The sequence below is a fragment of the Spirosoma daeguense genome (assembly GCF_054776875.1).
In genome coordinates, this window is record NZ_BAAHBF010000005.1 from 629,819 (window position 1) to 655,513 (window position 25,695).

26 protein-coding genes are annotated in these 25,695 nt (G+C 46.0%); 17 read left to right on the top strand and 9 right to left on the bottom strand.

Going from position 1 to position 25,695, the window contains the following annotated elements:
* The first annotated feature begins 78 nt into the window (after positions 1 to 78).
* The 4 genes from ACYVD4_RS18910 (at position 79) to ACYVD4_RS18925 (ending at position 4,422) form a co-directional block, all read left to right on the top strand.
* Positions 79 to 2,607: a M1 family aminopeptidase gene (locus ACYVD4_RS18910; protein WP_460948617.1), complete on the top strand. Its 2,529-nt coding sequence runs from the start codon at positions 79 to 81 to the stop codon at positions 2,605 to 2,607.
* Positions 2,604 to 3,533: a helix-turn-helix domain-containing protein gene (locus ACYVD4_RS18915; protein WP_460948509.1), complete on the top strand. Its 930-nt coding sequence runs from the start codon at positions 2,604 to 2,606 to the stop codon at positions 3,531 to 3,533. The genes ACYVD4_RS18910 and ACYVD4_RS18915 overlap by 4 nt, the downstream gene beginning before the upstream one ends.
* Before the next feature lie 86 nt (positions 3,534 to 3,619).
* Positions 3,620 to 4,087 (top strand): hypothetical protein, encoded by a 468-nt coding sequence (locus ACYVD4_RS18920; RefSeq protein WP_460948510.1) that lies wholly within the window; start codon positions 3,620 to 3,622, stop codon positions 4,085 to 4,087.
* 17 nt (positions 4,088 to 4,104) lie between these two features.
* Positions 4,105 to 4,422 carry a DUF3817 domain-containing protein gene (locus ACYVD4_RS18925; protein ID WP_460948511.1) on the top strand — a complete coding sequence of 106 codons (318 nt, stop codon included), beginning with the start codon at positions 4,105 to 4,107 and terminating at the stop codon, positions 4,420 to 4,422.
* A 115-nt stretch (positions 4,423 to 4,537) separates the two neighbouring features.
* Here ACYVD4_RS18925 and ACYVD4_RS18930 read toward each other — a convergent pair whose 3' ends face one another.
* The 3 genes from ACYVD4_RS18930 to ACYVD4_RS18940 form a co-directional block, all read right to left on the bottom strand.
* Positions 4,538 to 5,590 (bottom strand): phage holin family protein, encoded by a 1,053-nt coding sequence (locus tag ACYVD4_RS18930; RefSeq protein ID WP_460948512.1) that lies wholly within the window; start codon positions 5,588 to 5,590, stop codon positions 4,538 to 4,540.
* A 134-nt stretch (positions 5,591 to 5,724) separates the two neighbouring features.
* Positions 5,725 to 6,099, bottom strand: coding sequence for a YtxH domain-containing protein (locus tag ACYVD4_RS18935; RefSeq protein ID WP_460948513.1), 375 nt, complete (start codon positions 6,097 to 6,099; stop codon positions 5,725 to 5,727).
* A 511-nt stretch (positions 6,100 to 6,610) separates the two neighbouring features.
* The gene (locus ACYVD4_RS18940; RefSeq protein ID WP_460948514.1) at positions 6,611 to 6,913 is read right to left on the bottom strand and encodes a hypothetical protein; all 303 of its coding nucleotides are present in this window, start codon (positions 6,911 to 6,913) and stop codon (positions 6,611 to 6,613) included.
* A 195-nt stretch (positions 6,914 to 7,108) separates the two neighbouring features.
* On the opposite strand from ACYVD4_RS18940, the gene ACYVD4_RS18945 reads away from it, so the two are divergent.
* The 3 genes from ACYVD4_RS18945 to katG all read left to right on the top strand — a co-directional run bounded on the left by ACYVD4_RS18945 (position 7,109) and on the right by katG (position 11,230).
* Entirely contained in the window at positions 7,109 to 7,834 is a 726-nt protein-coding gene (locus tag ACYVD4_RS18945; protein WP_460948515.1) for a lysoplasmalogenase, read from the top strand.
* Positions 7,835 to 7,916: 82 nt separating this feature from the next.
* Positions 7,917 to 8,717: a hypothetical protein gene (locus tag ACYVD4_RS18950; protein WP_460948516.1), complete on the top strand. Its 801-nt coding sequence runs from the start codon at positions 7,917 to 7,919 to the stop codon at positions 8,715 to 8,717.
* A gap of 218 nt (positions 8,718 to 8,935) precedes the next feature.
* A complete protein-coding gene (katG, locus tag ACYVD4_RS18955; protein WP_460948517.1) occupies positions 8,936 to 11,230 on the top strand; it encodes a catalase/peroxidase HPI in 2,295 nt (764 codons plus the stop codon).
* A gap of 129 nt (positions 11,231 to 11,359) precedes the next feature.
* Here the strand turns inward: katG and ACYVD4_RS18960 are convergent, their stop codons facing one another.
* On the bottom strand, positions 11,360 to 11,656 hold the full coding sequence (locus ACYVD4_RS18960) for a YtxH domain-containing protein (RefSeq protein WP_460948518.1): 297 nt from the start codon (positions 11,654 to 11,656) through the stop codon (positions 11,360 to 11,362).
* A gap of 215 nt (positions 11,657 to 11,871) precedes the next feature.
* On the opposite strand from ACYVD4_RS18960, the gene ACYVD4_RS18965 reads away from it, so the two are divergent.
* The 3 genes from ACYVD4_RS18965 to ACYVD4_RS18975 are packed head-to-tail and all read left to right on the top strand — an operon-like array spanning position 11,872 to position 13,705.
* Positions 11,872 to 12,723, top strand: a complete 852-nt coding sequence (locus tag ACYVD4_RS18965; protein ID WP_460948519.1) for a methylated-DNA--[protein]-cysteine S-methyltransferase — start codon at positions 11,872 to 11,874, stop codon at positions 12,721 to 12,723.
* 29 nt (positions 12,724 to 12,752) lie between these two features.
* Complete coding sequence (locus ACYVD4_RS18970) at positions 12,753 to 13,448, top strand: 2OG-Fe(II) oxygenase (protein WP_460948520.1); 696 nt, start codon at positions 12,753 to 12,755, stop codon at positions 13,446 to 13,448.
* The gene (locus ACYVD4_RS18975; RefSeq protein WP_460948521.1) at positions 13,445 to 13,705 is read left to right on the top strand and encodes an Ada metal-binding domain-containing protein; all 261 of its coding nucleotides are present in this window, start codon (positions 13,445 to 13,447) and stop codon (positions 13,703 to 13,705) included. The genes ACYVD4_RS18970 and ACYVD4_RS18975 overlap by 4 nt, the downstream gene beginning before the upstream one ends.
* A gap of 493 nt (positions 13,706 to 14,198) precedes the next feature.
* Here the strand turns inward: ACYVD4_RS18975 and ACYVD4_RS18980 are convergent, their stop codons facing one another.
* On the bottom strand, positions 14,199 to 14,384 hold the full coding sequence (locus ACYVD4_RS18980) for a hypothetical protein (protein WP_460948522.1): 186 nt from the start codon (positions 14,382 to 14,384) through the stop codon (positions 14,199 to 14,201).
* A 116-nt stretch (positions 14,385 to 14,500) separates the two neighbouring features.
* Positions 14,501 to 15,976, bottom strand: coding sequence for an aminotransferase-like domain-containing protein (locus tag ACYVD4_RS18985; RefSeq protein WP_460948523.1), 1,476 nt, complete (start codon positions 15,974 to 15,976; stop codon positions 14,501 to 14,503).
* A 156-nt stretch (positions 15,977 to 16,132) separates the two neighbouring features.
* Between ACYVD4_RS18985 and ACYVD4_RS18990 the strand changes: the two genes are divergently transcribed.
* The 6 genes from ACYVD4_RS18990 to ACYVD4_RS19015 are packed head-to-tail and all read left to right on the top strand — an operon-like array spanning position 16,133 to position 19,542.
* A complete protein-coding gene (locus ACYVD4_RS18990; RefSeq protein ID WP_460948524.1) occupies positions 16,133 to 16,753 on the top strand; it encodes a pyridoxamine 5'-phosphate oxidase family protein in 621 nt (206 codons plus the stop codon).
* Entirely contained in the window at positions 16,750 to 17,259 is a 510-nt protein-coding gene (locus tag ACYVD4_RS18995) for a GNAT family N-acetyltransferase (protein WP_460948525.1), read from the top strand. Before ACYVD4_RS18990 ends, ACYVD4_RS18995 begins: the two co-directional genes overlap by 4 nt.
* Before the next feature lie 7 nt (positions 17,260 to 17,266).
* Complete coding sequence (locus ACYVD4_RS19000) at positions 17,267 to 17,899, top strand: LysE family translocator (RefSeq protein WP_460948526.1); 633 nt, start codon at positions 17,267 to 17,269, stop codon at positions 17,897 to 17,899.
* Between the two features lie 17 nt (positions 17,900 to 17,916).
* Complete coding sequence (locus ACYVD4_RS19005) at positions 17,917 to 18,552, top strand: FMN-binding negative transcriptional regulator (protein ID WP_460948527.1); 636 nt, start codon at positions 17,917 to 17,919, stop codon at positions 18,550 to 18,552.
* 31 nt (positions 18,553 to 18,583) lie between these two features.
* A complete protein-coding gene (locus tag ACYVD4_RS19010; RefSeq protein ID WP_460948528.1) occupies positions 18,584 to 19,069 on the top strand; it encodes an OsmC family protein in 486 nt (161 codons plus the stop codon).
* Between the two features lie 26 nt (positions 19,070 to 19,095).
* Entirely contained in the window at positions 19,096 to 19,542 is a 447-nt protein-coding gene (locus ACYVD4_RS19015) for a GNAT family N-acetyltransferase (protein WP_460948529.1), read from the top strand.
* A 13-nt stretch (positions 19,543 to 19,555) separates the two neighbouring features.
* Here ACYVD4_RS19015 and ACYVD4_RS19020 read toward each other — a convergent pair whose 3' ends face one another.
* From ACYVD4_RS19020 to ACYVD4_RS19030, 3 genes are all read right to left on the bottom strand, one after another.
* Positions 19,556 to 20,284 (bottom strand): universal stress protein, encoded by a 729-nt coding sequence (locus tag ACYVD4_RS19020; protein WP_460948530.1) that lies wholly within the window; start codon positions 20,282 to 20,284, stop codon positions 19,556 to 19,558.
* Between the two features lie 75 nt (positions 20,285 to 20,359).
* Positions 20,360 to 21,313: an SPFH domain-containing protein gene (locus ACYVD4_RS19025; RefSeq protein WP_460948531.1), complete on the bottom strand. Its 954-nt coding sequence runs from the start codon at positions 21,311 to 21,313 to the stop codon at positions 20,360 to 20,362.
* 102 nt (positions 21,314 to 21,415) lie between these two features.
* A complete protein-coding gene (locus ACYVD4_RS19030) occupies positions 21,416 to 22,591 on the bottom strand; it encodes an MFS transporter (protein WP_460948532.1) in 1,176 nt (391 codons plus the stop codon).
* A gap of 449 nt (positions 22,592 to 23,040) precedes the next feature.
* Between ACYVD4_RS19030 and ACYVD4_RS19035 the strand changes: the two genes are divergently transcribed.
* Positions 23,041 to 25,692, top strand: a complete 2,652-nt coding sequence (locus ACYVD4_RS19035; protein ID WP_460948533.1) for a S8 family peptidase — start codon at positions 23,041 to 23,043, stop codon at positions 25,690 to 25,692.
* Positions 25,693 to 25,695 lie beyond the last annotated feature (3 nt).

The following is a 25,695-nucleotide window of genomic DNA, read 5'->3' on the forward strand; positions in this document are numbered from 1 at the left end:
TGCGTTTATTCGGCCTTCTTCCCACTCGCTTTTATGATTCGTTACGGTATTACGGCAAGCCTACTATTTTTTCTGATCATGAACGGTAACGCCCAAAATAAGCCATTACTCAATGTTCCTGCCGAAACGGGCGTATCGCAGGTGCTGGCAAAGGCGCGGAAGCAAACCATCAGCAATCTGACCTATGCTTTAAAGTTCGACATTCCGGCGCAAAAAAACCAGCCCATTCCAGCTACTGAATCAATAACGTTCGACTGGGTCAAAAACGCGTCTCCGATTCAGGTTGATTTTAAAGAGGAACGTTCTCATTTGCAGGCTGTTTCTGTTAATCAGAAAACGGTTCCGATTGTCTTTCAAAACGAACATTTGCTCATTTCTACTGCTTATCTGAAGCCGGGACGTAACACGATTTCGATTCAGTTTACGGCGGGTAATTTATCGCTCAACCGAAACGACGATTTTCTGTACACGCTGCTCGTTCCCGACCGCGCCCGAACGGTGTTTCCCTGCTTCGATCAGCCCGATTTAAAAGCAAAATTTCAACTCTCGCTGACCGTGCCGAAAGGTTGGCAGGCTATGACCAACGCGCTGGTGAACGATTCGACCACAACGGGTGAACGGATCACGATAAATTTCCGTCAGTCGGAAGTGATTCCTACGTATCTGTTTTCGTTTGTGGCGGGTAAGTTCACTACGTTACGTCGGACGTTGGGGAAGCGAGCCATGACGTTGCTTCATCGCGAAACCGATACCACCAAAATCCGGCTAAGCCTTGACCCGATTTTCAAGCTCCATGCCGATGCTTTGACATTTCTGGAAGAATACACGCAAATTCCCTACCCGTTTCAGAAGTTCGATTTCGCGGCTATCCCTGATTTTCAATATGGTGGCATGGAACACGTAGGTGCTATCGATTATAAGTTAGCGAGCCTGTTTCTGGACAACGGTGCCACCCGCGACCAAAAACTGTCGCGCGCTACGTTGATTTCGCACGAAACAGCACATATGTGGTTTGGCGATATGGTGACTATGCGCTGGTTCGACGATGTATGGCTGAAAGAAGTGTTTGCCAATTTCATGGCCGACAAGATTACGGAAGTATCTAGCCCCGACGCTAATTACGATCTTCAGTTTGTGGTCGATCATTTTCCGGCGGCTTATGGCGTCGACCGTACCGAAGGCGCGAATCCGATTGGTCAGCCGCTGGCGAATTTGCAGGAAGCTGGAACGCTTTACGGCGGAATTATCTACCACAAAGCACCGATCATGATGCGTCAACTGGAGCGGCTGATGGGCAAAACGGCGCTACGTGACGGCCTTCGCGACTACCTCAAAAAATACGCATTCGGCAATGCTACGTGGGCCGATCTGATTGCTATTCTGGATGCCCGCACGCCGGTCGATCTGGCAACCTGGAATCGGGTTTGGGTTAGCGAAACAGGAAGACCACGGTTTACGTATCAACTTGAAAAACAGAGCAATAAAATCAGTCGGTTCACGATTTCGCAGAAAGGAGAAGATGGATCGAACCGAGTTTGGCCGCAGGGTTTCGAGATCGCACTGGTATATCCTGATCACGTAGAGGAATTGACTGTAGATATGAACCAGCCCAACGTTACGTTAGCCGAAGCGGTTGGCAAATCGGTTCCGCAGTTTGTGGTTTTTAACTCATCCGGGCAGGGTTACGGTGTGTTTCCGGTCGATACGGCTATGATTTCGCAGTTAGGTTCGTTGAAAAATCCGGTGACGCGAGCCGCTACGTATATCAATCTCTACGAAAATATGCTGGCTGGTCAGGTCATTACGCCCACCCGACTGGCTTCGGTCTATCAACAGATTCTGGGCCATGAATCAGAAGAACTAAATCTTCGCTTGCTCACCAATCAGTTGTCGGATATTATCTGGAATTTTACCCGTCCCGAGAATCGTCCGGCGCTCGCAACATCCGTTGAACAGGCAGCGTGGCAGGCTATGGAAAAAGAACCTGTTTCAGGGAAGAAAAAACTCTTATTCCGGCTTTATCAGAACGTAGCATTGAGCCAGGAAGCTCGCAATCGGCTTTATACTATCTGGAACGATCAGAAAGCGCCAACCGGCGTTACGTTGACCGAAGATGATTATACGAGTCTGTCACTAGCGTTGGCCGTTCGCGATTATCCGGCCGATGGGATTCTGGCGAAACAGTTGCTACGTATCAAAAACATTGACCGAAAAAAGCGGCTGGAGTTTATGATGCCTGCACTATCGGGCAACGTAGCAGAACGTGACCAGTTTTTTGCCTCACTGGCAAACGTAAACAATCGCGAACGGGAAGCCTGGGTAACGGCGGCTCTGGGTTACCTGCATCATCCGTTACGCGCCGAAACCTCGGCCAAATATCTGCCGAAAAGTCTTGAACTCCTGGAAGAAATTCAACGTACTGGCGACATTTTCTTTCCCGAATCGTGGCTCCGGTCTACGTTGTCGAGCTACCAGACGCCGGAAGTAATGCAACTGGTTCGCAAATTTCTGTCTGACCGACCAACATATAATCCGCGCTTGAAAGCCAAGCTCTTGCAGGCAGCCGACGCTACGTTTCGGGCGAGCAAGTTATTGTATCAGCCATGACAACCAGCGATTTCTTTCCGGCCATAAGTCCCGAAATGGCTCGTGACCGTTTTTTGATCAAGGATGCTACGTGGGGAGAGCGATTTCGGGACAATTTTAATCAGTTTATCATCGCACCACTCGAATACAGTCGGCCAGTGATCAAACTGCCGCTTCCGCCTTCGCGAACCAGCAATCACGCGCTGATTATGGTGGAAAGTGGGCGAGTCGATATTACGATTGGGCAACAAGCGTATACACTGACTTCGCAGGAACTGGTCATTGTGCCCGCGCTTCAGATTTTTACGATTCACTCCATTCGAGAAGACACAATCGGATTCATGAGCTTCATCAGCCAAGAGCTACTGCTTACTACGTCGGGTGAAAGTGATTTTGAGTTTTTGAAACTGACGGGTAACCCACACGTTACGTTGCCGGATGCGCAGACGCAGTACGTTAAAAATATCTTCTCGCGATTAGCGGTTGACTATCAGGAAAGTGGCGCATCCAGAACGGACCTGATTCGGCCTTACTTACTGGCCCTTTTTGCCGAAGTCAATCGGGTGTATATTGGTACAATCACCGCCAAAACCGACGCAGGCGACCGACTTGTTCAACGATTTATGGACTTGCTCACCACCCGAATTCGTGAAACTCGGTCGGCTAGCCAGTTTGCCGATTGGCTGAATGTCAGCCCTAATCATTTGAATAAGGTGGTGAAAAACCGAACCGGGAAATCCCCTTCCGTCTGGATCGACGAGCGAGTTGTGTTAGAAGCGAAAGTTCTGTTGTTTCAATCCGATCTGACCATCACGCAGATTGCACAGGAAATGGGCTTTATCGACCAATCGACGTTTGGGAAAGTTTTCCGCAAATATGCCCGCGTATCGCCGACCATATTTCGAAATCAATACGTTGATCAATCGACGCTACGTTCGAATGATTGATTTTGACGAAATTTATCCGGATTGCGCCTAGCCTGTTTTCGTTACGTTGCCCGAACTTTGCAGGCAGTAACAGCGTACCCCATTCAATGATTTATTCAATTCTACTTGTTATTCACAGTGCCCTACGCTGGCTCGTTGTTGGAAGTCTTCTGGCTTCTTTCGGACGTAGTGTTTTTGGGTTGCTATGCCATCGAAGCTATCAATCCATCGATCAGACGCTACGTATCGTTGCTACGTCCATAGCACATACACAACTGCTGATCGGTTTTTATTTGTATGCCAAAAGTCCAATTGTGAGCTACTACTGGAAAGCGCATCCAACGTTTGCCGAAGCCCGCGAATTTCCGTTTTTCAGCCTGATTCATATTGGATTGATGATTGCCGCCGTTGTGATTATGACGATTGGTTCGAGCAAAGCGAAACGTCAGAAACTGGCTTCGCAGAAGTTTAAAACAACCGTAATTTACTTTGCCATTGCGCTGGTGCTTATCTTTATAGCCATTCCGTGGCCGTTTTCTCCACTCGCAAATCGTCCGTTATATCGTACTTTTTAACCGTCAACGTACTGACCATGCATTTTTTCAATTCTCCTAAAATTCGTCTTCGTCTCATCAGCTTCGGCGAAGGACTTTCTTATATCTTGCTGTTATTCATTGCCGTACCCTTAAAACGAATCGGCGGACATCCGGAAGCCGTCCAGATTCTTGGCCCCATTCACGGTTTGCTGTTCGTGCTTTACGTACTGACTGTGATTCAGGCCAAAACAGAATACAACTGGCCCACTGGTAAAACATTCATGGCGTTACTGGCATCAATTATTCCGTTCGGTACGTTCTATGCCGACTACAAAGTTTTCCGCGATTTACCCGATTCCACCGAGGAGGCATAATTAGTCGGGCTTCTTTTGCGCTTGTTGAGCTATTTATGAAAACTGGCACTACGTTTACCGATTTTTGACATCAGTAAACGTAGTGCCAGCATCCTAAGCAAGAAATCTATTTTGCTTACCGACTAGCTCCTACAGGACGGTCGTAACGGTTATAGTCGTCTTGGGACTCGGTTCCCATTTTAGCACCATATCCGGCAGCGACAACACCGATAAGCAAACCAAAGAATCCGAAGATAGCCGCTTTAGAGGCAGCCGAAGCCGTTGCATCAGCGGCTTCTCGCGCCTTAACTTCAGCCTCCTTCTTTGTTTGTTCGAATTTCGCAACGGCTTGTTTATAGGTGTTTATCCAATTGTCAACGATTTGTTCCGACTCCGCCTGACTTTTGCCCGTGCGTTTCATCACTACATTAACCGCATCGTCCCGATCTACACTATTCACTGTAGCCTGACCCTGTTTGAAAAGCCGATCGAACAGACCGCCAGCCAGATCATCGGCCGCCTGTGGATTTTCAGCCGCCTTGCCAGCAGCCGATTTAGCCTGATCACCTGCTTGTTCTGCCTTACGTTCCAAGCGGTTAGGGTTTAACGCCGGATTGCCAGTCTGGCGCAGAATCGTATCTACCTCGCGACGCAGGTTACCTAAATCGATATTGTTGATGTCGATACCATTTTCTGCTAGTTTCCCTTTCACCGCCTGACCCAGTTCAGGACCAGCCGCCGAAACGACCGTGCCAGCAGCCGATCCGGCCGTACGCACAAGACTACCCATCAGGCGGCTTGCCCCACCAATCAGACTACCAATGGTTGTGGTCAGGAAATAAATGGTTAGCAGTGTAGCCAAACACCATGTAAGAACGCCATGAATGACGCCATCGAACAGGCGGGGCGCACTCGCTAGACGACCGGCGGCCCATCCACCCAAAAAAAGTGACAATAAACTGCTGATTATGTACCAGACTGCACTGCCTATTCCCAAGCCAGCCGTTGGGTTACGTTCTTCGATTGCATCTATCGTTCCAAGCCCAATACCTAGTCCCAACAGCGACAGCAGAATCTGGGTTACAATGGCAATTAAAACTCCTGCAAAGACAGCACCCCACGAGATGCGTTTTATGAAGCCATTTTGTTCGTTAATTGTAGCATTTGGGTGAATGTACTCACGTTCCATTTTGTTTATCTTGTTATTGATTGATAAATAAGTAAAAGCTTTTCATGACGTTGGGAGATTTATTTGTTCTTGTTGAGTAGACGGTTAACCTACTCAACAAGAACAGTTTACTAGTACTGGAAACCGTTAAGAAACTAGCTTAATCTTGCTGATTCTTTCGCTTTATCGACACCATCTTTAACATTGTCGGCAAAGTGTCCAGCTTTTTTCTCGGCCTGATGAGCGTATCCGCTAAATTTATCCTCAGCCTTATCGAGCGCAGACCCTACGTTATCCTTCAGATCACGTACCGATTGCTTCGTCTCATGTTTAGCCTTATCCCAATGTTTTTTTGCTTCCTTGGTTTGGTCGCCTAGAACACCGGAAATGTGCTTGCGCAGTTTTTTCCCTGACCGGGGCGCAAACAGAAAACCGATTGCCAAACCAGCAGCCAGACCCGTAAGAACGCCCGACAAATAGGTTTGGTCCTTAAAATAATCCTGAGGATAATTTTTCTGTAGTGAAAACATTGTAATACAGTGTTTATGAGTTTTAACTAAATTATAAATCACTTATTCGTCCTATAAAATCAGGCCAAAAAATAGTCAGCCGCAACTAGCTGATTAATTGAACTTTAACAATCTTAGACATATGAACAAAAAATCGTATTGTAGGTATTTTTACTCAATAGTGTAGTAATTACTCATCGTATTTTTCCAAATGTGAGTAAGGGTACTTATAACAGCATTATTGTTATTGGGAACAATTTGCCTGTTAGGTAATTACATTCCAAAAAGGTATAAATTTCTGTTTATATGGTAGACTTCTCTTCTGGTGTATTTATAAAACTCGTTGCTGTATACAAACTGTTAGTGATACTATTGATAGATTATTACCTATAAGATGTGTTTTCGACCAGTTATGAATTTTCCGTTAGTTGCTAACCACAATATAAACTATTTACTTGTTGGTTAAGAAGTCATTAAATGCAACAAGCCAGACATAAAGCCTGGCTTGTTGCATTTAATGTACTAGTTGAATCTAGTTAGCAGCTTCGGCAGCCGCTGCTGCTTCAATAGCTTCAATAGCCGAGCGGTTTTTCTCGCCATATTCGTCACGTTTGTTCTCGAAGTAGGCAAATATTTCGGTGATAGCGTCGTTATTTTCGGCAATTTTGGAGTGCATATCACTTAAATCTTTTTCCAGTCGCTGGTCGTTCAGCCCATTCATATTATCCACTTCAATCTGACTGATTTTAGTGATTAAAGCGGTTTGGCTGTTTTGTAAATCTTCAAGCTCCCGAACAACTTTGTTCATCAATTCAAGCTTCTGTAACTTATCCATGTTATTTCTCTTTTGTTGAGTATTAGTTTATAAACTCCAGACTGGTTGAAAGGTTTTCAGATAGGTTTAAAGCAGCCAAAACACAGCGATAATTTTCTTAGTAGAAATGGGAGGCAAGTATATTGAAGGCTTCGCAAGATTTTGTTAATCTTGCTCCAAAGCATCTGTTTTCCTAAACCATTCATTTTCCGGGCTATGTCTGTTAAGCCTTTACGCAATTTTTCATTTTTGTTTGCTACCGTTACGTTGCTTGAAATGCTCGGCGACATATTGTCTATAAAGTGGCTGCATTACGGATGTAAACCGCTGATTATGCTACTGTTGCTATATTACGCATGGCAACAATTTCGCTCGTTCTCTCCTACGTCTTTGCTACGTTGGTTTATAGTCGGGATGATATTTGCGTTGCTGGGCGACGTTTTTCTGATGATTCAGGAGGTTGATTTGTTTGCACTCGGTTTAGGCGCATTTCTGATTATGCAGCTTTGCTACAGTCGTGCATTCTGGCAGTCGATTCAAAATAGTGGTCGCCAGATTAGACCCCGTACGATCTCGCTGACTGCCATTCCGTTCGTGATTTACGATGGCATCTTTCTGTTTCTGCTCAAACCCAAGTTTTACCAAAACCCCGATTTAACCGCGCTTTGGTGGCCGGTAGTGGCCTACGTATTCTGTCTGAGTATGATGGGTATACTCGCGTTTCTACGGCGTGGCTCATTGGCTATCGACCGCGTTTCGGTTGGGGCTGTTCTCTTTATTTTATCCGACTCGGCCATTGCCGTTGATAAATTTCTGCAACCTATTCCGGGTGCTACGTGGTTCATCATGACAACGTATGCAGCCGCTCAATTTCTGATTGTTACGGGCATGTTAACGCCAGATGAAGCAACTGAATCTATTCGCCCAAAGAACACCCTATAAGCCTAAAAGTGATTTTTGAACTAGCTGCGAGTTAGTAGATTTGCACGGCTATCGATTTACTTATTTGTAACATTCTCACCGTATGAAACAAACCGCCTTATTGATTACGCCATTGGCATTTTTATTAGCCTGTGAAACTCCTCAAACACCTGTAAGCCCCCAAAATCAGACAACGCTTCAATCTGAAAAAATAAACCTTTCCAAATTAAGCCCGGTCATACAAATTACTGACTACTTACTGGTGGCCAATGGAGAGAAGACCGTAACTCTTAACGAAAGCGAATTTTCCGTAAGTCGTCGACTTGTAAATGCCTATGCGTATGATGAACAGAATCGCCTACTTAGTCAGAAAACTACGGTTGGGAATAACAGTAATTGGTGGGAAGAACGTACATATCAGTATACATCGGACCTAACTGAACGGTACCGGAATTCCGAGAATAAAGATTTCGTAAATACCCTTTTGCTTACCGATAAAGGATTTTTAAAAGGAAATCTCGGTCCAGACGAATATACGTATGATGCTGAAGGTTACCTGATTTCATACAAAGGCAATGGCCAACAGGATACCTACACGATTAAAGACAACAATGTGGTTGCCAGAGAAACAGTTTATAGTTCTGGGCTCGTGCAGAAAAATGTATATGAGTATGACCTGACCAAAGCCAGTATTCCCTCGCCATTGACGTTTCGGGGAAAGCAAACCCGAAATCTACTGATAAAACAGACAATGGTTTCAGGCACAAAAACAACCTCTGTTACAGAAACAAATGTCTTCGTTTGTACATACGATTTCGATAAAGAAAGTCGCCCTATCCGGGAGTTTGTACTAGCTAATACTGAAAAGATACCTAGAAGCATACGTGAGTTTACGTATCGGTAAAAATGGCCGCTTGCTTTAATCGAACTCGACAATTTGACTACGTTATCTGATTTGTTACAATTACGCTAAACACTACGTTGCTACGTTCAGAAGCTACATCAACTCATAGTATTTTTCGATACATTTATAAATTAAATCAATTTGATTTATAAACCTTAGATACCTAATCTTGCTATCGAAAATTGGTTAAGAACCCTTTTAACTCTACTAATTCTTATATGGAAAACTATTCAGGTGACATCAGCAAGTGCCCATTTCACAGCGGGACGCCCAAGAATGGGGAATCTCAGAAGTTTAGTGTCGCTGGTAATGGCACCCAAAACAGTGACTGGTGGCCGAATCAGCTAAAAGTTCACATTCTTCGTCAGCACTCTTCGCTATCGAACCCAATGGGTGAGAAATTTAACTATGCAGAAGAGTTCAAAAGCCTTGATCTGGAGGCTGTAAAGAAAGATTTACATGAGCTGATGACTGATTCGCAGGATTGGTGGCCAGCCGATTTTGGCCACTACGGTCCTTTGTTTATCCGTATGGCGTGGCATAGCGCCGGTACGTATCGCACAGGCGACGGTCGTGGCGGTGCGGGTGCTGGGCAGCAGCGTTTTGCTCCCCTAAACAGTTGGCCCGATAACGTGAGCCTCGACAAAGCCCGCCGGTTACTTTGGCCGATCAAACAGAAGTATGGCAAGAAAATTTCGTGGGCCGATCTGCTTATTCTGACAGGCAACGTAGCGTTGGAATCGATGGGCTTCAAAACATTTGGTTTTGCGGGTGGTCGTGAAGACGTTTGGGAACCTGAACTGGATGTTTACTGGGGCGCAGAACGTACCTGGCTTGGTGGAGACATCCGGTATGCACATGGTTCTGAGGGCGTAGAGAAAGAAGGCGGTGTACTGGTGTCTGACGATAACGCCGACGGTGATATTCACTCACGGAATCTGGAAAACCCGCTTGCAGCCGTACAAATGGGCCTTATCTACGTAAATCCGGAAGGACCAGACGGTAATCCTGACCCAATTAAAGCGGCCAAAGATATTCGCGATACGTTCGGCCGGATGGCAATGAATGACGAAGAAACGGTTGCGTTGATTGCAGGCGGTCATACGTTTGGTAAAACGCACGGTGCTTCTACGTCCGATCACGTTGGCCCTGAACCAGAAGCAACTGATCTTGAGTTGCAGGGGCTTGGCTGGAGCAACAGTTTTGGTTCGGGAAAAGGTGGCGACACCATCACCAGCGGACTGGAAGTTACCTGGACTACCACGCCAACTCAGTGGGGCAATGGCTTTTTCGAGAACCTGTTCGGCTTCGAGTGGGAATTGACCAAAAGTCCCGGTGGTGCACAACAATGGGTTGCGAAAGATGCAGGCAACATCATTCCCGATGCGCATGATTCGTCAAAAAGTCATCGGCCAACCATGCTGACCACAGACCTTTCCCTACGGTTCGACCCCGCTTACGAGAAAATTTCAAGACGTTTCCTCGAAAACCCAGACGAGTTTGCCGATGCGTTTGCCCGTGCCTGGTTTAAGCTAACACACCGCGATATGGGTCCTCGTGCTCTTTATCTTGGGCCTGAAGTACCCGAAGAAATTCTGATCTGGCAAGATCCAATTCCTGCCGTTGATCATGCATTGATTGACGAGAATGATGCCGCTGCGTTAAAAGCGAACATTCTGGCTTCAGGTTTATCGGTATCTGAACTGGTATCAACAGGCTGGGCTTCAGCCTCAACATTCCGTGGTTCTGATAAACGGGGTGGAGCAAACGGTGCTCGTGTTCGGCTGGCTCCGCAAAAAGATTGGGCTGTCAACAATCCAACACAATTGGCAAAAGTGCTGGGCATTCTGGAAAGCATTCAGGAAGAATTCAACAGCACACAATCGAACGGAAAAAAAGTATCGCTGGCCGATCTGATTGTGCTGGCTGGTAATGCTGGCGTAGAGAAAGCGGCAAAAGAGGCCGGTCATGACGTAACAGTACCGTTTACAGCCGGTCGGATGGATGCCTCACAGGAAGAAACCGACGTGGAATCTTTTGCTGTAATGGAACCGCTGGCCGACGGTTTCCGCAATTATCTGAAAGCAAAATTCACGGTATCGACCGAAGAATTGTTGATTGATAAAGCGCAACTATTAACCCTGACAGCCCCTGAACTAACGGTGTTGATTGGTGGACTACGTGCGTTAAATACAAACTTCGACGGTTCTAAACTTGGTATTTTCACCGATCGTCCGGGCGTATTGACCAACGATTTCTTCATAAACCTGCTCGACATGCGCACAGCCTGGAAAGCCGTTGCCGATCATAAGGAAGTATTTGAAGGTAGTGATCGCAAAACGGGCGAAGCCAAATGGCTGGGCACCCGGGCCGATCTGGTTTTCGGTTCAAATTCTGAACTTAGAGCAGTTGCCGAAGTATACGCAAGTTCAGATGCGCAGGAGAAATTTGTGAAGGATTTTGTGGCTGTCTGGGCTAAAATAACGAACCTTGATCGCTTTGAACTGGCCTGAACAATAAATTCGTGACGTCGGGTTTAAATAAACTGTTGTTTCAGAACCCGACACCACGTTTTTCATACGTAGTAACGTAAAAATGCCAGACTCTGAAGTCTGGCATTTTTACGTTAAGCCCTTTTGATTTTAAACCTGATTTTCAGTTTGCGATGAAGTTGGTTTCTGTCCTAATACATCGTTAATAGTCGCTTCTGCATCAGGAAAATTGGTTTTAAGTAGTTCGGCAAGCTGACTTTTTAGCTTCTCAAAATACTCAGGCGCATTATCTATTGCCCCTTCTGCTTCCGATTTCAACTGCATTCCCTTTTCTTTCAGGTCGTCCATCATTTTCTGACCTTCTTCAGTTTGTGCGTATTTATTAAGTGCTACACCTGCGGCTGCACCTAAAATAAACGTAGCTAAATGTTTTGCGTTTACTGCCATTGGTTTTAATGAATTAGTTGATGGGCGAAAACTAGAGAAACGTTATGCCAAAACAATTCGAAAATACATCGACAACCGCTACGGTATTTGTAAGGCAATTTTACCTATCCGAATGGTGGTTAGCCAGAGCTCGGCTGAATCTTAAAACTCCGCAAGAATCGGGTTTTATGGCACGGTGGGAATAGCGAATTTTGTTCAACAAATACGAGAACACTATGACAACCAGCAACACTTACACCTATCAGCAAATTGCGCGCGCTATTGAGCACCTTACCGCCAATTTTCGCGAGCAGCCTTCTTTGAGCGAACTCGCCGACAAAGCCAATATGAGTGAGTTTCATTTTCAGCGACTTTTCACTGAATGGGCAGGGGTAAGTCCCAAAAAGTTCGGCCAGTATCTAACGCTTGAACACGCAAAGAATCAGTTACGTAATGGTGCTCCGCTGGCTAACGTAGCGCACGAATCAGGCCTTTCAGGAACGGGGCGTTTGCATGATTTATTCGTCACAATTGAAGGCGTAACACCGGGCCAGTTCAAACACGCCGGTTCAGGATTGACATTGTCATATGGCGTGTTCGATAGCCCGTTTGGACATTACGTTCTGGGAACCATAAACGAAAAAATTGCACTACTTCATTTTTTGAAGGAAAATGAAAATCCCGAATCAGTTCTACGAATAGCCTGGCCCGAAGCATCGTTACGTATCGAACTCGACGTAACGCAACCGCTGGCCGATCAGATTTTCCCCAGTGTGGGCGAATCCAACCAGACTCCGAACCAGCCATTACCGGTGTTGCTACGTGGTTCAGCCTTCCAGTTGAAAGTCTGGGAAGCATTACTAAAAATACCGGAAGGGCAACTGACGAGCTATGACCAGATTGCCGAGACCATCGGCCAGCCTACCGCTTCACGGGCAGTCGGAACGGCCATCGGCTCCAATCCGGTCGGTTATCTGATTCCATGCCATCGCGTTATTAAAAAAACGGGCTTGTTCGGTGGTTATCGCTGGGGCTCTGGACGTAAACAGGCCATGCTGGGCTGGGAAGCCGCACGAGTTGACAGATAACTACAGACTCACCGTTTTATACAGCAAACATGTTAACAGACACTATTAACTGGCCTGATTATCAGGCAAATCTTTCCGAAACAGGTTTTGGTTTGCTACCCTCGATTTTGTCTGAACAGGAGTGTCAGGATTTAGCAAACCTGTTCGATATGAATGAGTTGTATCGCAAAACAATTCTGATGCAACGACACGGCTATGGTAGTGGTGAATACAAATATTCCAGTTATCCACTACCGCCCGTTGTCGATCAGCTACGACATGAGTTGTTTACTCAGCTTGCGCCCGTTGCCAACGACTGGAACGCAAAATTGGGCATTCCACTACGTTACCCCAATAACCTCGATGAATGGCTGGAAATATGCCACAAAGCAGGTCAAAACCGACCAACACCCCTCATTCTGAAATATGGCCTTGGTGACTGGAACGCGCTTCATCAGGATATATACGGCGATTTGTATTTCCCGTTTCAGGCAGTTTTGTTTCTAAGCCAGCCGACCATCGACTATACTGGTGGCGAGTTTGTGATGCTGGAACAACGGCCACGTATGCAATCGAGAGCCACGGTTTTACAACCGACACAAGGACAGATTTTAGTTTTTACCACAAAATATCGGCCTGCTAAAAGCACACGCGGTTATTATCGAATAGCGATGCGTCATGGCGTTAGCGAAGTTCGTAGCGGCCAACGTATCAATCTGGGTTTGATTTTTCACGATGCCGCATGATACGTCATATTGATCTGGGCGGAACCGATTTTGCCCGTAAACGCAGGTTGGTTAGCTTGATACGTTCAAAACAGATTTCACTGGGAGGAAATCGCCCCGGCAAGATTTACGGTAGGCTGGATTGTCGGGCAGGGAAACGGATGAAGCAGGAAAACCGAGTCTTTTTTCGTGAAGAAGCCGAAGCCATTCGGCTGGGTTATCGGCCCTGTGCCGTATGCTTGCCAGTACAGTATCAGACATGGAAGGCAACGATCTGAATTGACCTTCTATATTTTTAGTAATCTTGTTAAGATCAAATCTAGCGCGGTTATGGCTGACATCGCAGAGAAAACACCACGGCGAACCAGCCGATTATCTTCCCTCAGTATTCCTCCTGCTCTCATCGATGAAATGTGGAACGGTAAACCGATTTATTATCGCGGCTGCCGAGATATATTAGCAGGCAAAAAAACTATTGACGAAGTTATGTCATTTTCTGGTTACAGAGTGTTTTAGTTTCGTTGCTAAATGGCTATTTGTAAGGAGCAATCAATCGTATAAAGTACCTTCTGGCAACGAATGAAATAGGTTTACACCTTGACTTGAACGATAACTTTGCCAGCAACGTAGCGATTTTTGAGTAATATTAAGTAAGCTCAAAGGTAAATACTTCGATGTAGCGCCAAAGGTGACTATCGAGGTTGACCTAAAAGCCGACGTAACTGATTTCCGCATAAACTGGCCAATTACCTGATTCAGAAATCACAAAAACTACTTGATTTCGGTATTGAGAAAATTCTGTGGATCATCACCAGCATACAGAAAGTTTACATCATCGAACGTAACGATCCTACCTGATACATTGTCAACTGGTCTGAAACCATTCTGGTTATAGACGATTGCTATCTCTATATCAAGCAATTGCTCGATAAAGAAGAAATTAGCTTTTAGGCCCAAACAGTCTCCGGCTGTTTGTCAATAGTATTTCGTAAAGAAACTGTTTGCCCCTTTCTCCCCCTGTTAATTCTTACGTACCATTCACATCAAACAGCCGGAGCCTGTTTGGGCCAATTTTAAAGAATCTTCTTCAGCACCGCTACGCTACGTTCCAGTTCATCTTCTGTGCTCGACGCAAAACCAAACCGGGTGCCATTTAAACACTGTCCCGCCGGGTTGTGCGATAATCCATCCGAGAAAAATAATCCTTTTTGCCCAGCACGTAGCGCCAGCCTTTCCATATCAATCGCCGGTTCGAAACGTGCCCATACGGCCATACCACCATCGGGTTTTGCAAATTGAATGAGATTAGAAAGCTCGCTCGTAAGCAGATCGCAGAAGCGGTTACGGCGGGCCTGATATGTACGTAGCGCCTTCCGGAAATGACGTTTCAAATCGCCGGTTTTAAACAATTGGCCAATGGCAAATTCGAGCATCGGGTCGCCCTGTCGGTCAATGATACGTCGGTGTCGGGCCAGTTCGTCGATAAGTGCCGATGGAGCCACTACATAGCCGACTCGGAAAGCAGGAGCCACCGATTTTGTCAATGAACCAACGTAAACAACCATGCCCGTTGGATCGGCGCTGGCAAGCGGTAAAATCGGTCGACTCAAATAGTGGAAATCGTAGTCATAATCATCTTCCAGAATAATAAAGCCATATTGTTCCGCCAGTTGCAACAAACGAATGCGACGATCGGGACGTAACGTAACGGTGGTTGGGTAATGGTGATGGGGCGTTACAAATACCATACGTATCGACTTTTTCTGTTCGCATAATTGGGCTAGTGCATCAATATCTAATCCGTGTTGATCGACCGGAACGGTAATTAACGTAGCACCCGCCTTCTGAAAATTCATGGTTGCCCCCGCCCAGGTTGTTTCGCCCGTTACCACTACGTTGCCCGGACGTAGCAAAACCTGGCTCGACAAATGAAGTCCCATAATACTACCTCTGGTAATCAGAATGTTATCAGACGTAGTACGTAGTCCACGAGTCTCATTCAAATGCAGCGATAACTGTTCGCGCAGAAGCGAATGGCCTTTTGTGTCGCCATAACCAAAATGCGCCTGCGGATTTCCCCAACGAAAATAGGACCGATACGCCCGACTTAGCTCATCCATCGGGGCCAGTCGGATATCCGGAAAACCATCGTCGAGATGCAGGCCAACGGTTTGCCTTAGAACCGGCCGATACAAAAATGGAACCGATTCAAATGCATAACCCGGTTTGGTTTGAGCCGTTTCTGACCGTGGCAACACCAACTCCTGATTTAATGGCTGCGGTTTTACTTCCGGAAAGTGCCCTGCTACGTAGGTACCACTTCCGGGCCTGCTTTCGAGCCAGCCCTGCGCTAAGCCTTCGTCGTAAGACGCTACGATGGTCTGGCGATTTAAATCCAGTAAGTCGGCCAGTTGGCGCGTTCCGGGTAATCGATGACCCGCCGGAAGTGTTCCAGCCCGAATCAGTTGAGCCAATTGATTACTCACTTGTAAAAAAATAGGAAGCTCCGATAGCTTGTCGATCAGAATCAGGGATTTAAAGGGCACCATAACCGGACTATCAATATTCTAAAAACTGGACCATATACCTAGTCCGGCAAAGTACGACATTTGTTAGAAGAAAACACTCCACTCCAACCGGAACGCCGGATCAGACCGGTTGGAGTGGGGTTTAACGTAATAACGTATTCGTACACTTTCATTAGTATGCAAACCGCCCGCACAACCCCAAGCCGCTCAGCCAAGCGTGCTCATTACGACGAAGCTACCATTCACCCTATTCTGGACGAAGCACTTTTCTGTATCGTTAGTTACGCCCTCAACGGGCAACCAATGGCCATTCCAACGGCTTTCGCCCGAAAAGGTGATAAACTTTATATTCATGGATCGGTAGGGAGCCATTTCATCCGCTGTATCGAAAACGGCGAGCCTGTTTGTATTTCGATAATGCTGGCCGATGGGCTGGTGCTGGCGAAATCGGCGTTTCACCACTCCGTCAATTATCGTTCGGTCGTGATTTTCGCCAACGCTGAAAAAGTAACTGACGAAGACGAACGCATGGAAGCATTAGCGCTGATAACTGACCATCTGATTCCCGGTCGTTGGGACGACCTTCGCCCCACAACCGACAGCGAAATGCGTAAAACAACCGTATTGGTTTTTTCGCTTACCGAAGCTTCGGCCAAACTACGTAGCGGTGGCCCTAACGATGATCCCGAAGATGAGAATTTACCAACCTGGGCCGGGGTGATTCCGTTACAAACAGTCCGTCAAAAGCCCGTACCAGCCGCACACAATAATGTATCATTACCCGATTATCTGTCATGAGACTCGTTGAACTGACTACTTCTCAAAACTTTGGTTATCAGGCTTTCTTTCTGAATGCAGTGCAGAAAAACCGAAACTGTTTTCGAATCAGCCCAGCCGACGATGTAGCGAAATCCTTTCCGACTAATGATAAGCCCGATAGCTTTACGTTGGGCCTATTGACGGATAGTAATACGTTGGCGGGCGTTGTTAGTTTTGAGCGAGAGGGTCAGGATCGGGAAAAGTTGCGTCATAAAGGATTGTTGTTCCGAATGTACGTAGCACCGACGTATCAGGGAAAAGGGCTAGGTCGTATTTTACTGGAGTCGACTATTCAGCGGGCGCGTTTATTACCCAAGCTCGATCAAATTAATCTGACTGTTATTTCGACCAACTTCATGGCTAAACGCCAGTATGAAAAGTTGGGATTCCGGCCTTTTTCATTCGAACGAAATGCAGTTAAAGATGGCGATACGTATTACGACGAAGAGCAAATGGTGCTGTTTTTAACCGATTCAAACAAGTAATTTACGGATGATACCAACACAAGATTGGCTTCTTTTCGCCTTAGCCGCGTTAGGATTGGTGCTTAGTCCCGGCCCCAACATGATTTATCTGATTTCCAGATCGATTACGCAGGGTAAACGGGCTGGGCTTGTTTCTCTACTGGGTGTACTGGCTGGATTTCTGGGACATATTTTGTTTGTATCGTTCGGGCTAACGGCGGTGTTTCTGGCAATTCCACTGGCCTACGCTGCACTACGTTGGCTGGGGGTTCTATATCTGTTTTATCTGGCCTGGGAAGCCATTCGGAGGGGCAGTAATTATCCGTTTCAAACACGTAGCCTCACGCATCATTCAGACGTAAAACTGTTTCGGATGGGTTTTCTGACCAACGCGTTCAATCCTAAAGTGGCGGTATTTTATCTGTCATTTTTTCCACAGTTTACCCATCCTGAATACGGATCGTTGTTTCTTCAGAACATTCAACTTGGTCTAACGCAACTTATAATCAGTGCCTTGGTAAATACCCTGATTATTTTATTAACCGCACGGATGGCCAACTGGTTTCAGGATCGCCCATCTTACATTCGGCTGCAAAAATGGTTTATGGCCAGCATTCTGACAGGATTAGCAGTACGTATGGCGCTGGATAAAGGAAAATAATTTAAACTAGAAATTGTATGTATGCACCAACAACTTTTCAGGAAAACGATCGCGAGACTCTATATCAGTTCATAAAAGATAATTCGTTTGCCTTGTTCATCACAACGGGTACGGATGGCGCGCCAGTTGCCACGCATATACCCATTGAACTTCTGCCAGATGCCGAAGGTCATATGTGGCTATATGGCCACCTGTCAATAGCGAATCCTCAATGTAAACTTCTGGAGCAATCTACTCCAGCGTTAATCGTTTTTTCCGGGCCACACAGCTATATTTCATCATCCTGGTACGACCACAACAACGTACCAACCTGGAATTATCTTTCGGTGCACGTTACGGGTCAGACAAGCGTATTGACCGACGATGAAACGCTGAATTTTTTACGACAGCAGGTCGATACGTATGAAGCCTATTCGAAACACCCGGTATCCGTCGAAAGCATGACGGTCGAGTATGTTCGTAAACAAATGCGCGGGCTGGTTGCGTTTCGAATGACCATAGACAACATGCAGGGAATTGCTAAATTGAGTCAAAACCGGGACGATAAAAACTATCAGGCTATAATTACCGAATTGCAACAGACAAATCGCCCTGAAGCAGAAGCAATTGCCAGAGAAATGGCCGCCCGGCGACAATCTACCTATCAGGAATAGTTGTACGCTATTACTAAATTATTGATAGAAAATGCTGAAAGAACATCACTACGTATTGACGACAAAATGGACGGGCAACAAAGGTGAAGGTACCAGTAATTACCGTTCTTACGACCGCGACCACGTTTTGATTGCTGACAATAAACCCGAAATTCCGGGCTCGTCCGACCCTTCTTTTCGGGGCAACAAAAATCGGTATAATCCTGAAGAGCTACTGGTTGCTTCGCTGTCGTCCTGTCATATGCTTTGGTATCTGCATTTATGCTCCGAAGCCGGTGTTGTGGTTGTCAATTACACCGATAAGGCTACGGGCACGATGGCCGAAACGGCTGACGGTGGCGGACATTTTACCAACGTAACGCTTTATCCTGACGTAGTGGTGGCCGACGTATCAATGGTTGAAAAAGCCAACAAATTACACCATCAGGCCAATAAGCTTTGTTTCATTGCCAACTCCTGCAATTTCCCGGTGCATCATGTGCCGAGTTGCCGGGCCTTGGAAAAGCAATTAGGTTGATTAACAGTCTTTAACGTAGTAACGATATGCATATTCGTCCATTTGAACGTAGCGATAGCGATGAGTTACTGGATATTTTCCGTAAGAGCGTGCCGGAGGCATTCGGCGAAAACGAAATCAATGAGTATGCCGAGTTTCTTAAGACATACAGTGATCCGTATTTTGCGGCCGAACAGGATGGAGAAATTGTAGGTGCCTGTGGTTATTACGTTACAGCAACTGGCAACGAAGCACACATTTGCTGGATATTGACCGACCCTGACCGAAAAGAACTACGAATAGGCAGCGCCTTGATGAATCATATACTCCATTTAATCGGTCAGCTCCCAGACGTAGAATTAATTGTGTGTCGTACGTCGCAAGTGGCGTATAAATTCTTCGAAAAGTTTGATTTTCAGCTACAATACACAAAACCCGACGTGTGGGCGCCGGGTCTTGATCTCCATTTTATGACACGTAAAAAAACCATTTAAGTTTGTTTACGAATTATTCCTGTTTGTGGTAAACCAGCACCGGAACTTCCGATTTTTCGATCAGTTTTGCTACGTGGTTCGGGCGGAACAGCTCATCCAGAAAACCACCCCCCGGATACATTTGCATCACAATCAGATCGGCTTTCACGGTTTCGAGTTGCTCTTCGGTTAGCACCGTTAAATATGCATCAAAGAGTTTTACCAGCGATTCGGTCTGTGTGGTTACCTCATCTTGAGTTGTTTGAGCTTGCATGGCATAAGCAATAGTTTTAACCTGCGCTGGTCTGACTGCCTTACCTTCGTCGGAGGTGGGCACAATAAGTACCGGACAACGAGCGCCATCTGCTACGTCGGTAACAGCGGTACCTCCCAGCCGAGCAAAAAATGTACTGAGATCACTACGTCCCATTACAATCAGATCGGCGGAGTGCTCCTGTGCAGCATCCAGAATTCCGTCTTCAACCGAGTCGATACGCCAGTCAGTTGTTACCGAGAGTCCATCCGTTTGCAATTCTGTCACCAGTTTCTCTAGTTGCTGGCGGCTTATTTCTTCTATTTCCTGAACGGCTAACGTACCTAAACCAGGCTCTCCGAGGTTAGGTAGTGTTGTATCCGGAATTACAGGTTGCTGAATGTGTACTACGGTAATGGTTGCACCTGTTTTTTTTGCAAAAAGGCGTACCCAATCCAGTGCTGCGTTGGTGTGGTCAGAGAAATCGGTAGGGAAAAGCAGGTTTGTCATAAAAAAAAACGGTTTACACGGCCGACTTACTACGTCGAACCCCGTAAACCGTAAACTATAAATACTAAACTATGTTCAGCGTTTGGCTGGTGGCGGTGGCGTGTTTCCCTGCTCGTTGTTGTTCAATTTCTGAATCGCCATTAATTGGTTTAAGGTTTTTTCCATGCCTTCCGTTGAACCATCCAGAAAGATGACATTTCCTTTTCCGTTTTCGGCAAAATGCTTGATGGCTTCGGTCCAGATCGAGAAGAGAATCAGCGACGCATCCAGCTTGGCTTCGTTCATGACCCGAGCCGATTCGGCCATCCCTTTCGCTACTTCTTCGCGGAATAGCGCTACGCCCTGACCACGTAATTGAGAGGCTGTTTTCTCTGCTTCGGCCGAAATTTGAATGGCGTTACCCTCAGCCTGAGCCGCTTTTGTTTTGGTAATCAACAATGCCTGCCCTTCGTTCTCGGCGGCTGCTTTCAGGTTGGACGAAGCCACAACCTGCGCCATCGACCGCATGATAACTTCATCAAACGCAATGTCATTGAGCTGTAAATCAATCAGATGATAACCCCAACTTTCGAGCAATGTATCAATTTGCGATTTCACGTGTTCTATAATTTCGGTACGTAGCGACAGAATCTCCGACTGACGTTTGGTGGCTACGAAACTACGTATCGAGCCCTCGATGGTACGTACCAGAGCCTGCATAAATGATGCTTCATCGATAAACTTAAACGCTACGTTCTTGATCGTTTCTTCAGCCTGATTTAATACTGCATATACCAGCATGGCTTTGAAATTCACATTGGCCTGATCGGCAGTGATGGCCTGAAACGCCAACTCAACAGAGCGGTTCTGAATGGAAATACGGCGGTAAATAAATTCAATAAACGGAATCTTAAAGTTGAGTCCCGGCGTCATCACGCGGGTATATTTCCCAAAAACAGTTACAACAGCTACTGTACCCTGTCGGACGATGACAATCGAGAGATACAGCACAATAACGACGAGAATAACAAGTATCAGAAAGAAGTCCATGCAGTACGTATAGAAGGGGGTTAAGAAAAACGGATTCTGTACCAATGTACAGAATCCGTCGATATACTCACCAATATATTACTTAATCGGTTGAAGTTGCTTTTAATGACTAGCCGACAATTCGTAGTTAACGGCATTTTTGTGATGGTAGTAGACCATTACAGCCATCAGAAAACCCGTAAATGCCATTACGGCTCCTACCAGTTGGGGCGACGCATAACCAAGACCTGCGATAATAGGTAAACCGCCCAGATAAGCACCTAATGCATTGCCGATATTAAAACCTGCCTGACTAACCGACGAAGCCAGCATTTCGGAACCATTGGCCGCCCGAATCATTAGAATCTGAATTGGGGCACCTAATGAAAACGAGACGGCTCCTGTAATGAACGTCATGACAAGTAACGGGATTTGAAACGGTGCCACGAAGTACACAATGGTCAGACAAAATACCATAAGCAATAGAAACAAAGCCGTTGCCTTAACCGGAGATATTAAATCGGCCACCCGCCCTGAAACCACATTACCAACCGCCATACCACACCCTGCCAGTACCAGAATCCAGGTGAGCTGATTATGACTGAAATGGGCGACTTCGGTGAGTAACGGCGCAATGTAGCTGAACCAGGCGAACAAACCGCCCGTTCCGATGGCTGTGATTCCAAGAATCAACCAAGGTTCTACGTAGGTAAAAAGCTTCAGGTCTTTCCGCAAATTGGTTTCACCAACGACAGGCATTGCAGGCAGGAATCGCTGGATGCTTGCCATCGTAAGCAGACCAACAACAGCGATGATCAAAAATGTGAGTCGCCAGCTCATGGTATGGCCAATGTACGTACCGAGTGGAACGCCGATAATATTGGCTATGGTCAGCCCGGCAAACATCATCGAAATGGCCCGCGCTTCTTTACCACGACCAGCTAACCGACTGGCTACCACCGATCCGACACCAAAAAATGCACCGTGCGGCAATCCCGACAAAAGTCGGGTAATCATCATGGTTTCGTAATTGGGAGCAAATGACGAAAGCGCATTGCAAAACGTAAACAACGCCATCAGACCTATTAGAATCTTTTTCGGCGGATAATTTCCGGCAATACCCACCAGCAAGGGAGCACCTAGTACAACGCCCAGCGCATAGGACGAAATCAGGTGGCCCGCAACGGGAATTGAGATGTGTAATGAGTTGGCAATATCGGGCAGGATACCCATTATTACGAATTCGGTCATTCCAATACCGAAACCTCCGATGGTGAGAGGCAATAAGTTCTTATTCATTTTTGCAGCTTCCTGATTTCCAACAGCCCAGTGTTACATTTTCTTTAAAAAACGCAAAACACAATAGGCTTTCCAGATAGCATTCTATTATCGAAATAGAAAAAATACAAAAATGTTCCCCACTCTACGAATGTTCTAATTTATTAGTTAGCGAATGCAATTGACCAGAAATACAACATTTACAAGCTACGCTAAAAGCGCGTTGATGTAGCTTCAGTAAGCCATACATGAATATTGCTTTATTCTAAATATTTCTTTTGTTATACCTAAAATTATAAATAGTTAACTAAAGGTACCATCAATAAATATCTATTACCATTTATTAAAAATTAATTGACTTTAAATGAAGATGTTATAGGATTTAGCCAACTTTAGTAAAATTTAGGAGATATGGGCCTGGCTTTCTGATCTTTTTGTATTGAATTATCACCAAACTAAACCAATTCTTTATGATTCAACTATTACGAATAGGTACGATCATGCTATGTATGACCGCAGCTTTGCTTAGCTTAAGTGTTGACGTACTAGCACAAAATCAGCTAAAAGAAAATGCCAGATCGGCCAAGATCTCCACTGATTTATTAAACATAGCAACAAGCAACGGATTTCAGGCTCCTAATAGTGATGCTCCCCGAACGAGTCTGTTTGTATATAATGGCAAAACAATTGCCATTGATGCACTAGCCAATTCAGAGGCAGAAGGACAAGCACTGCTTCAGTCGTTACAAGCACTTGGACTTACAAGAGGAATTGTTTCTAAACATCGGGTATATGGTTTCCTGCCAATAAATAGATTGGAAGAACTAAAAAACATTCCCACGTTAAGAATTGCCATGCCTGCTTATAAACCGATGCATAACGCCGGTTTAGTGACATCACAGGGGGATGTAGCTATGCGATCCGATATTGCCCGCACTACTCATAGCGTAAATGGGAATGGCGTTAAAGTAGGAATTATCTCTGATTCCTATGATAAATTGGGCGGAGCTGCCAGTGGGGTACTATCAGGTGACTTACCCGCTGGCGTACAAGTATTACAGGAGTTTTCCGGCTCAGCGGCTGATGTCTCGGATGAGGGCCGTGGTATGGCTGAGATTATTCATGATGTTGCCCCAGGGGCTGCTCTGGCTTTCCATACGGCGTTTGATGGGTATCTGGATTTTGCGCAGGGAATTCGTGATTTGGCAGCCGCTGGCTGTAAAGTCATTGTAGATGACATTTTCTATTTTGCAGAGCCGTATTTTCAGGATGGCCCTATTGCGCAGGCGGTTGATGATGTTGTAAACAACAATGGCGTTACCTACTTCTCGTCTGCAGGAAATCATGCTCGTAATTCATACCAGAATACGTATAATAATACGCCTTTTGTTGGCCCTTTTGGACCCGGAGATTCTTATATGGGAGCGCATAATTTTAGCGGGGGCGATGTTTACCAATCCGTGACGGTACCCGCAGGGAGTCAGATTTACGTTGGTTTGCAGTGGGATAACCCATTTGCATCGGTAACGGGCTCAATGGGTGCACAAACGGATTTGGATTTGTTGGTATATCGAAGTGGTGCGTTTCAGAGTGGTTTGTCAGGGCTGACTTTTAATATTAATGGCGATCCTATTGAAATTGCTGTTCTATATAACCCTTCAGCTTCCCCTGTCACTTTTGAGTTGGTTGTTGCTAGATATGCAGGGCCAAATCCAACGCTGATCAAGTGGGTTGCTTTTACAAATGGATACACGATCACCACTGAATATAATACCAAAAGCTCAACACTAGTCGGACATGCCAATTCCACGCGTTGTATTGCAACAGGTGCCGCACCATTCTACAATACACCCGCCTTCAACAGTTCATTAACAACGGCCACCCTCGAATATTTCTCTTCGGCTGGTGGTACTCCTATCCTATTTGCTATTGATGGAACGCGCTTAGGCTCACCCATTACCCGCCCAAAACCAGAAATTACCGCTGTAGATGCAGGCAACACAACCTTCTTTGGAGAGGACATTCCCCAGGATTCGGATTCGTACCCTAACTTTTTCGGCACTTCGGCATCGGCTCCCCATGCAGCGGCTGTAGCGGCTCTAATGGTGCAGAAAGTTCCATCGATTTCTTCGGCCACTATTCTGTCAACGTTGCAAAATACTTCGCTGGATATGAACGACCCAGCAACCGATGGATTTGATATTGGGTTCGACTATGGTACAGGACATGGTTTTATTCAGGCCGACCGGGCGTTACAGGCCATTAGTAATTCTAACGATTTCGCCATTACGGGAGTCACTACAGTTAGTTGCACGACCATTAGTGCAGGTCAGCGCAGGCTGACATTCAATCCGGTATATTTAGGTGTGAGTGGTCAGCCAATTAGTTTCTCAGTGGTTAATGAGATGTTACCAACAACAGCGGCTGGCCCTTATACGCTGGACCTGTATGCCGATAACCCGGTTATCGTTTTGAAGGCTGCTCAAACGGGTTCACTGAGTACCGCCAGCTACAACTATAACTGGTTGGGTGCCTGCGGTGGCCCAACTCCTCCGCCCTCTGGTAACTTTGCTATTATCGGTGTAACAACAGTAAGTTGTCAATCTGTAACAGCCGGAATACGAACGGTTAGTTTTAATCCGCAATATTCGGGTGTAAATGGCCAGCCAATTAGTTTCTCTGTAACGAATGAAATGTTGCCCACTACAGCAGCGGGACCTTATACATTAAATCTTTATACAGATAATCCAATCATCACACTCAAAGCGCAACAGACCGGATCACCCGCAGATGCTAGCTATACCTACAACTGGTTAGCATCCTGTGGTAGCTCAACCAATGGTGCGCGCGTTAGCGCGAATGCAGAGTTGATCTTATCTGTTCGTATACTTGGCAATCCGGTTCTGGGAGAAACGGCCGAGATTGAAATAAAAGGAGCCGATGGCAAGCCGGTTGGCTTAAATCTGGTTGATATAACTGGCCGATTGATACATGAACATCGAATTTCGGAAGCAACACAGCTAGAGCATGTGCGTATCCCGTTGACCGGCAAACAGGGTGTCTTATTGCTAACCGTAACTACCCCAACTGAACATAAAGTGATTAAGCTGATAAAGCAGTAAATT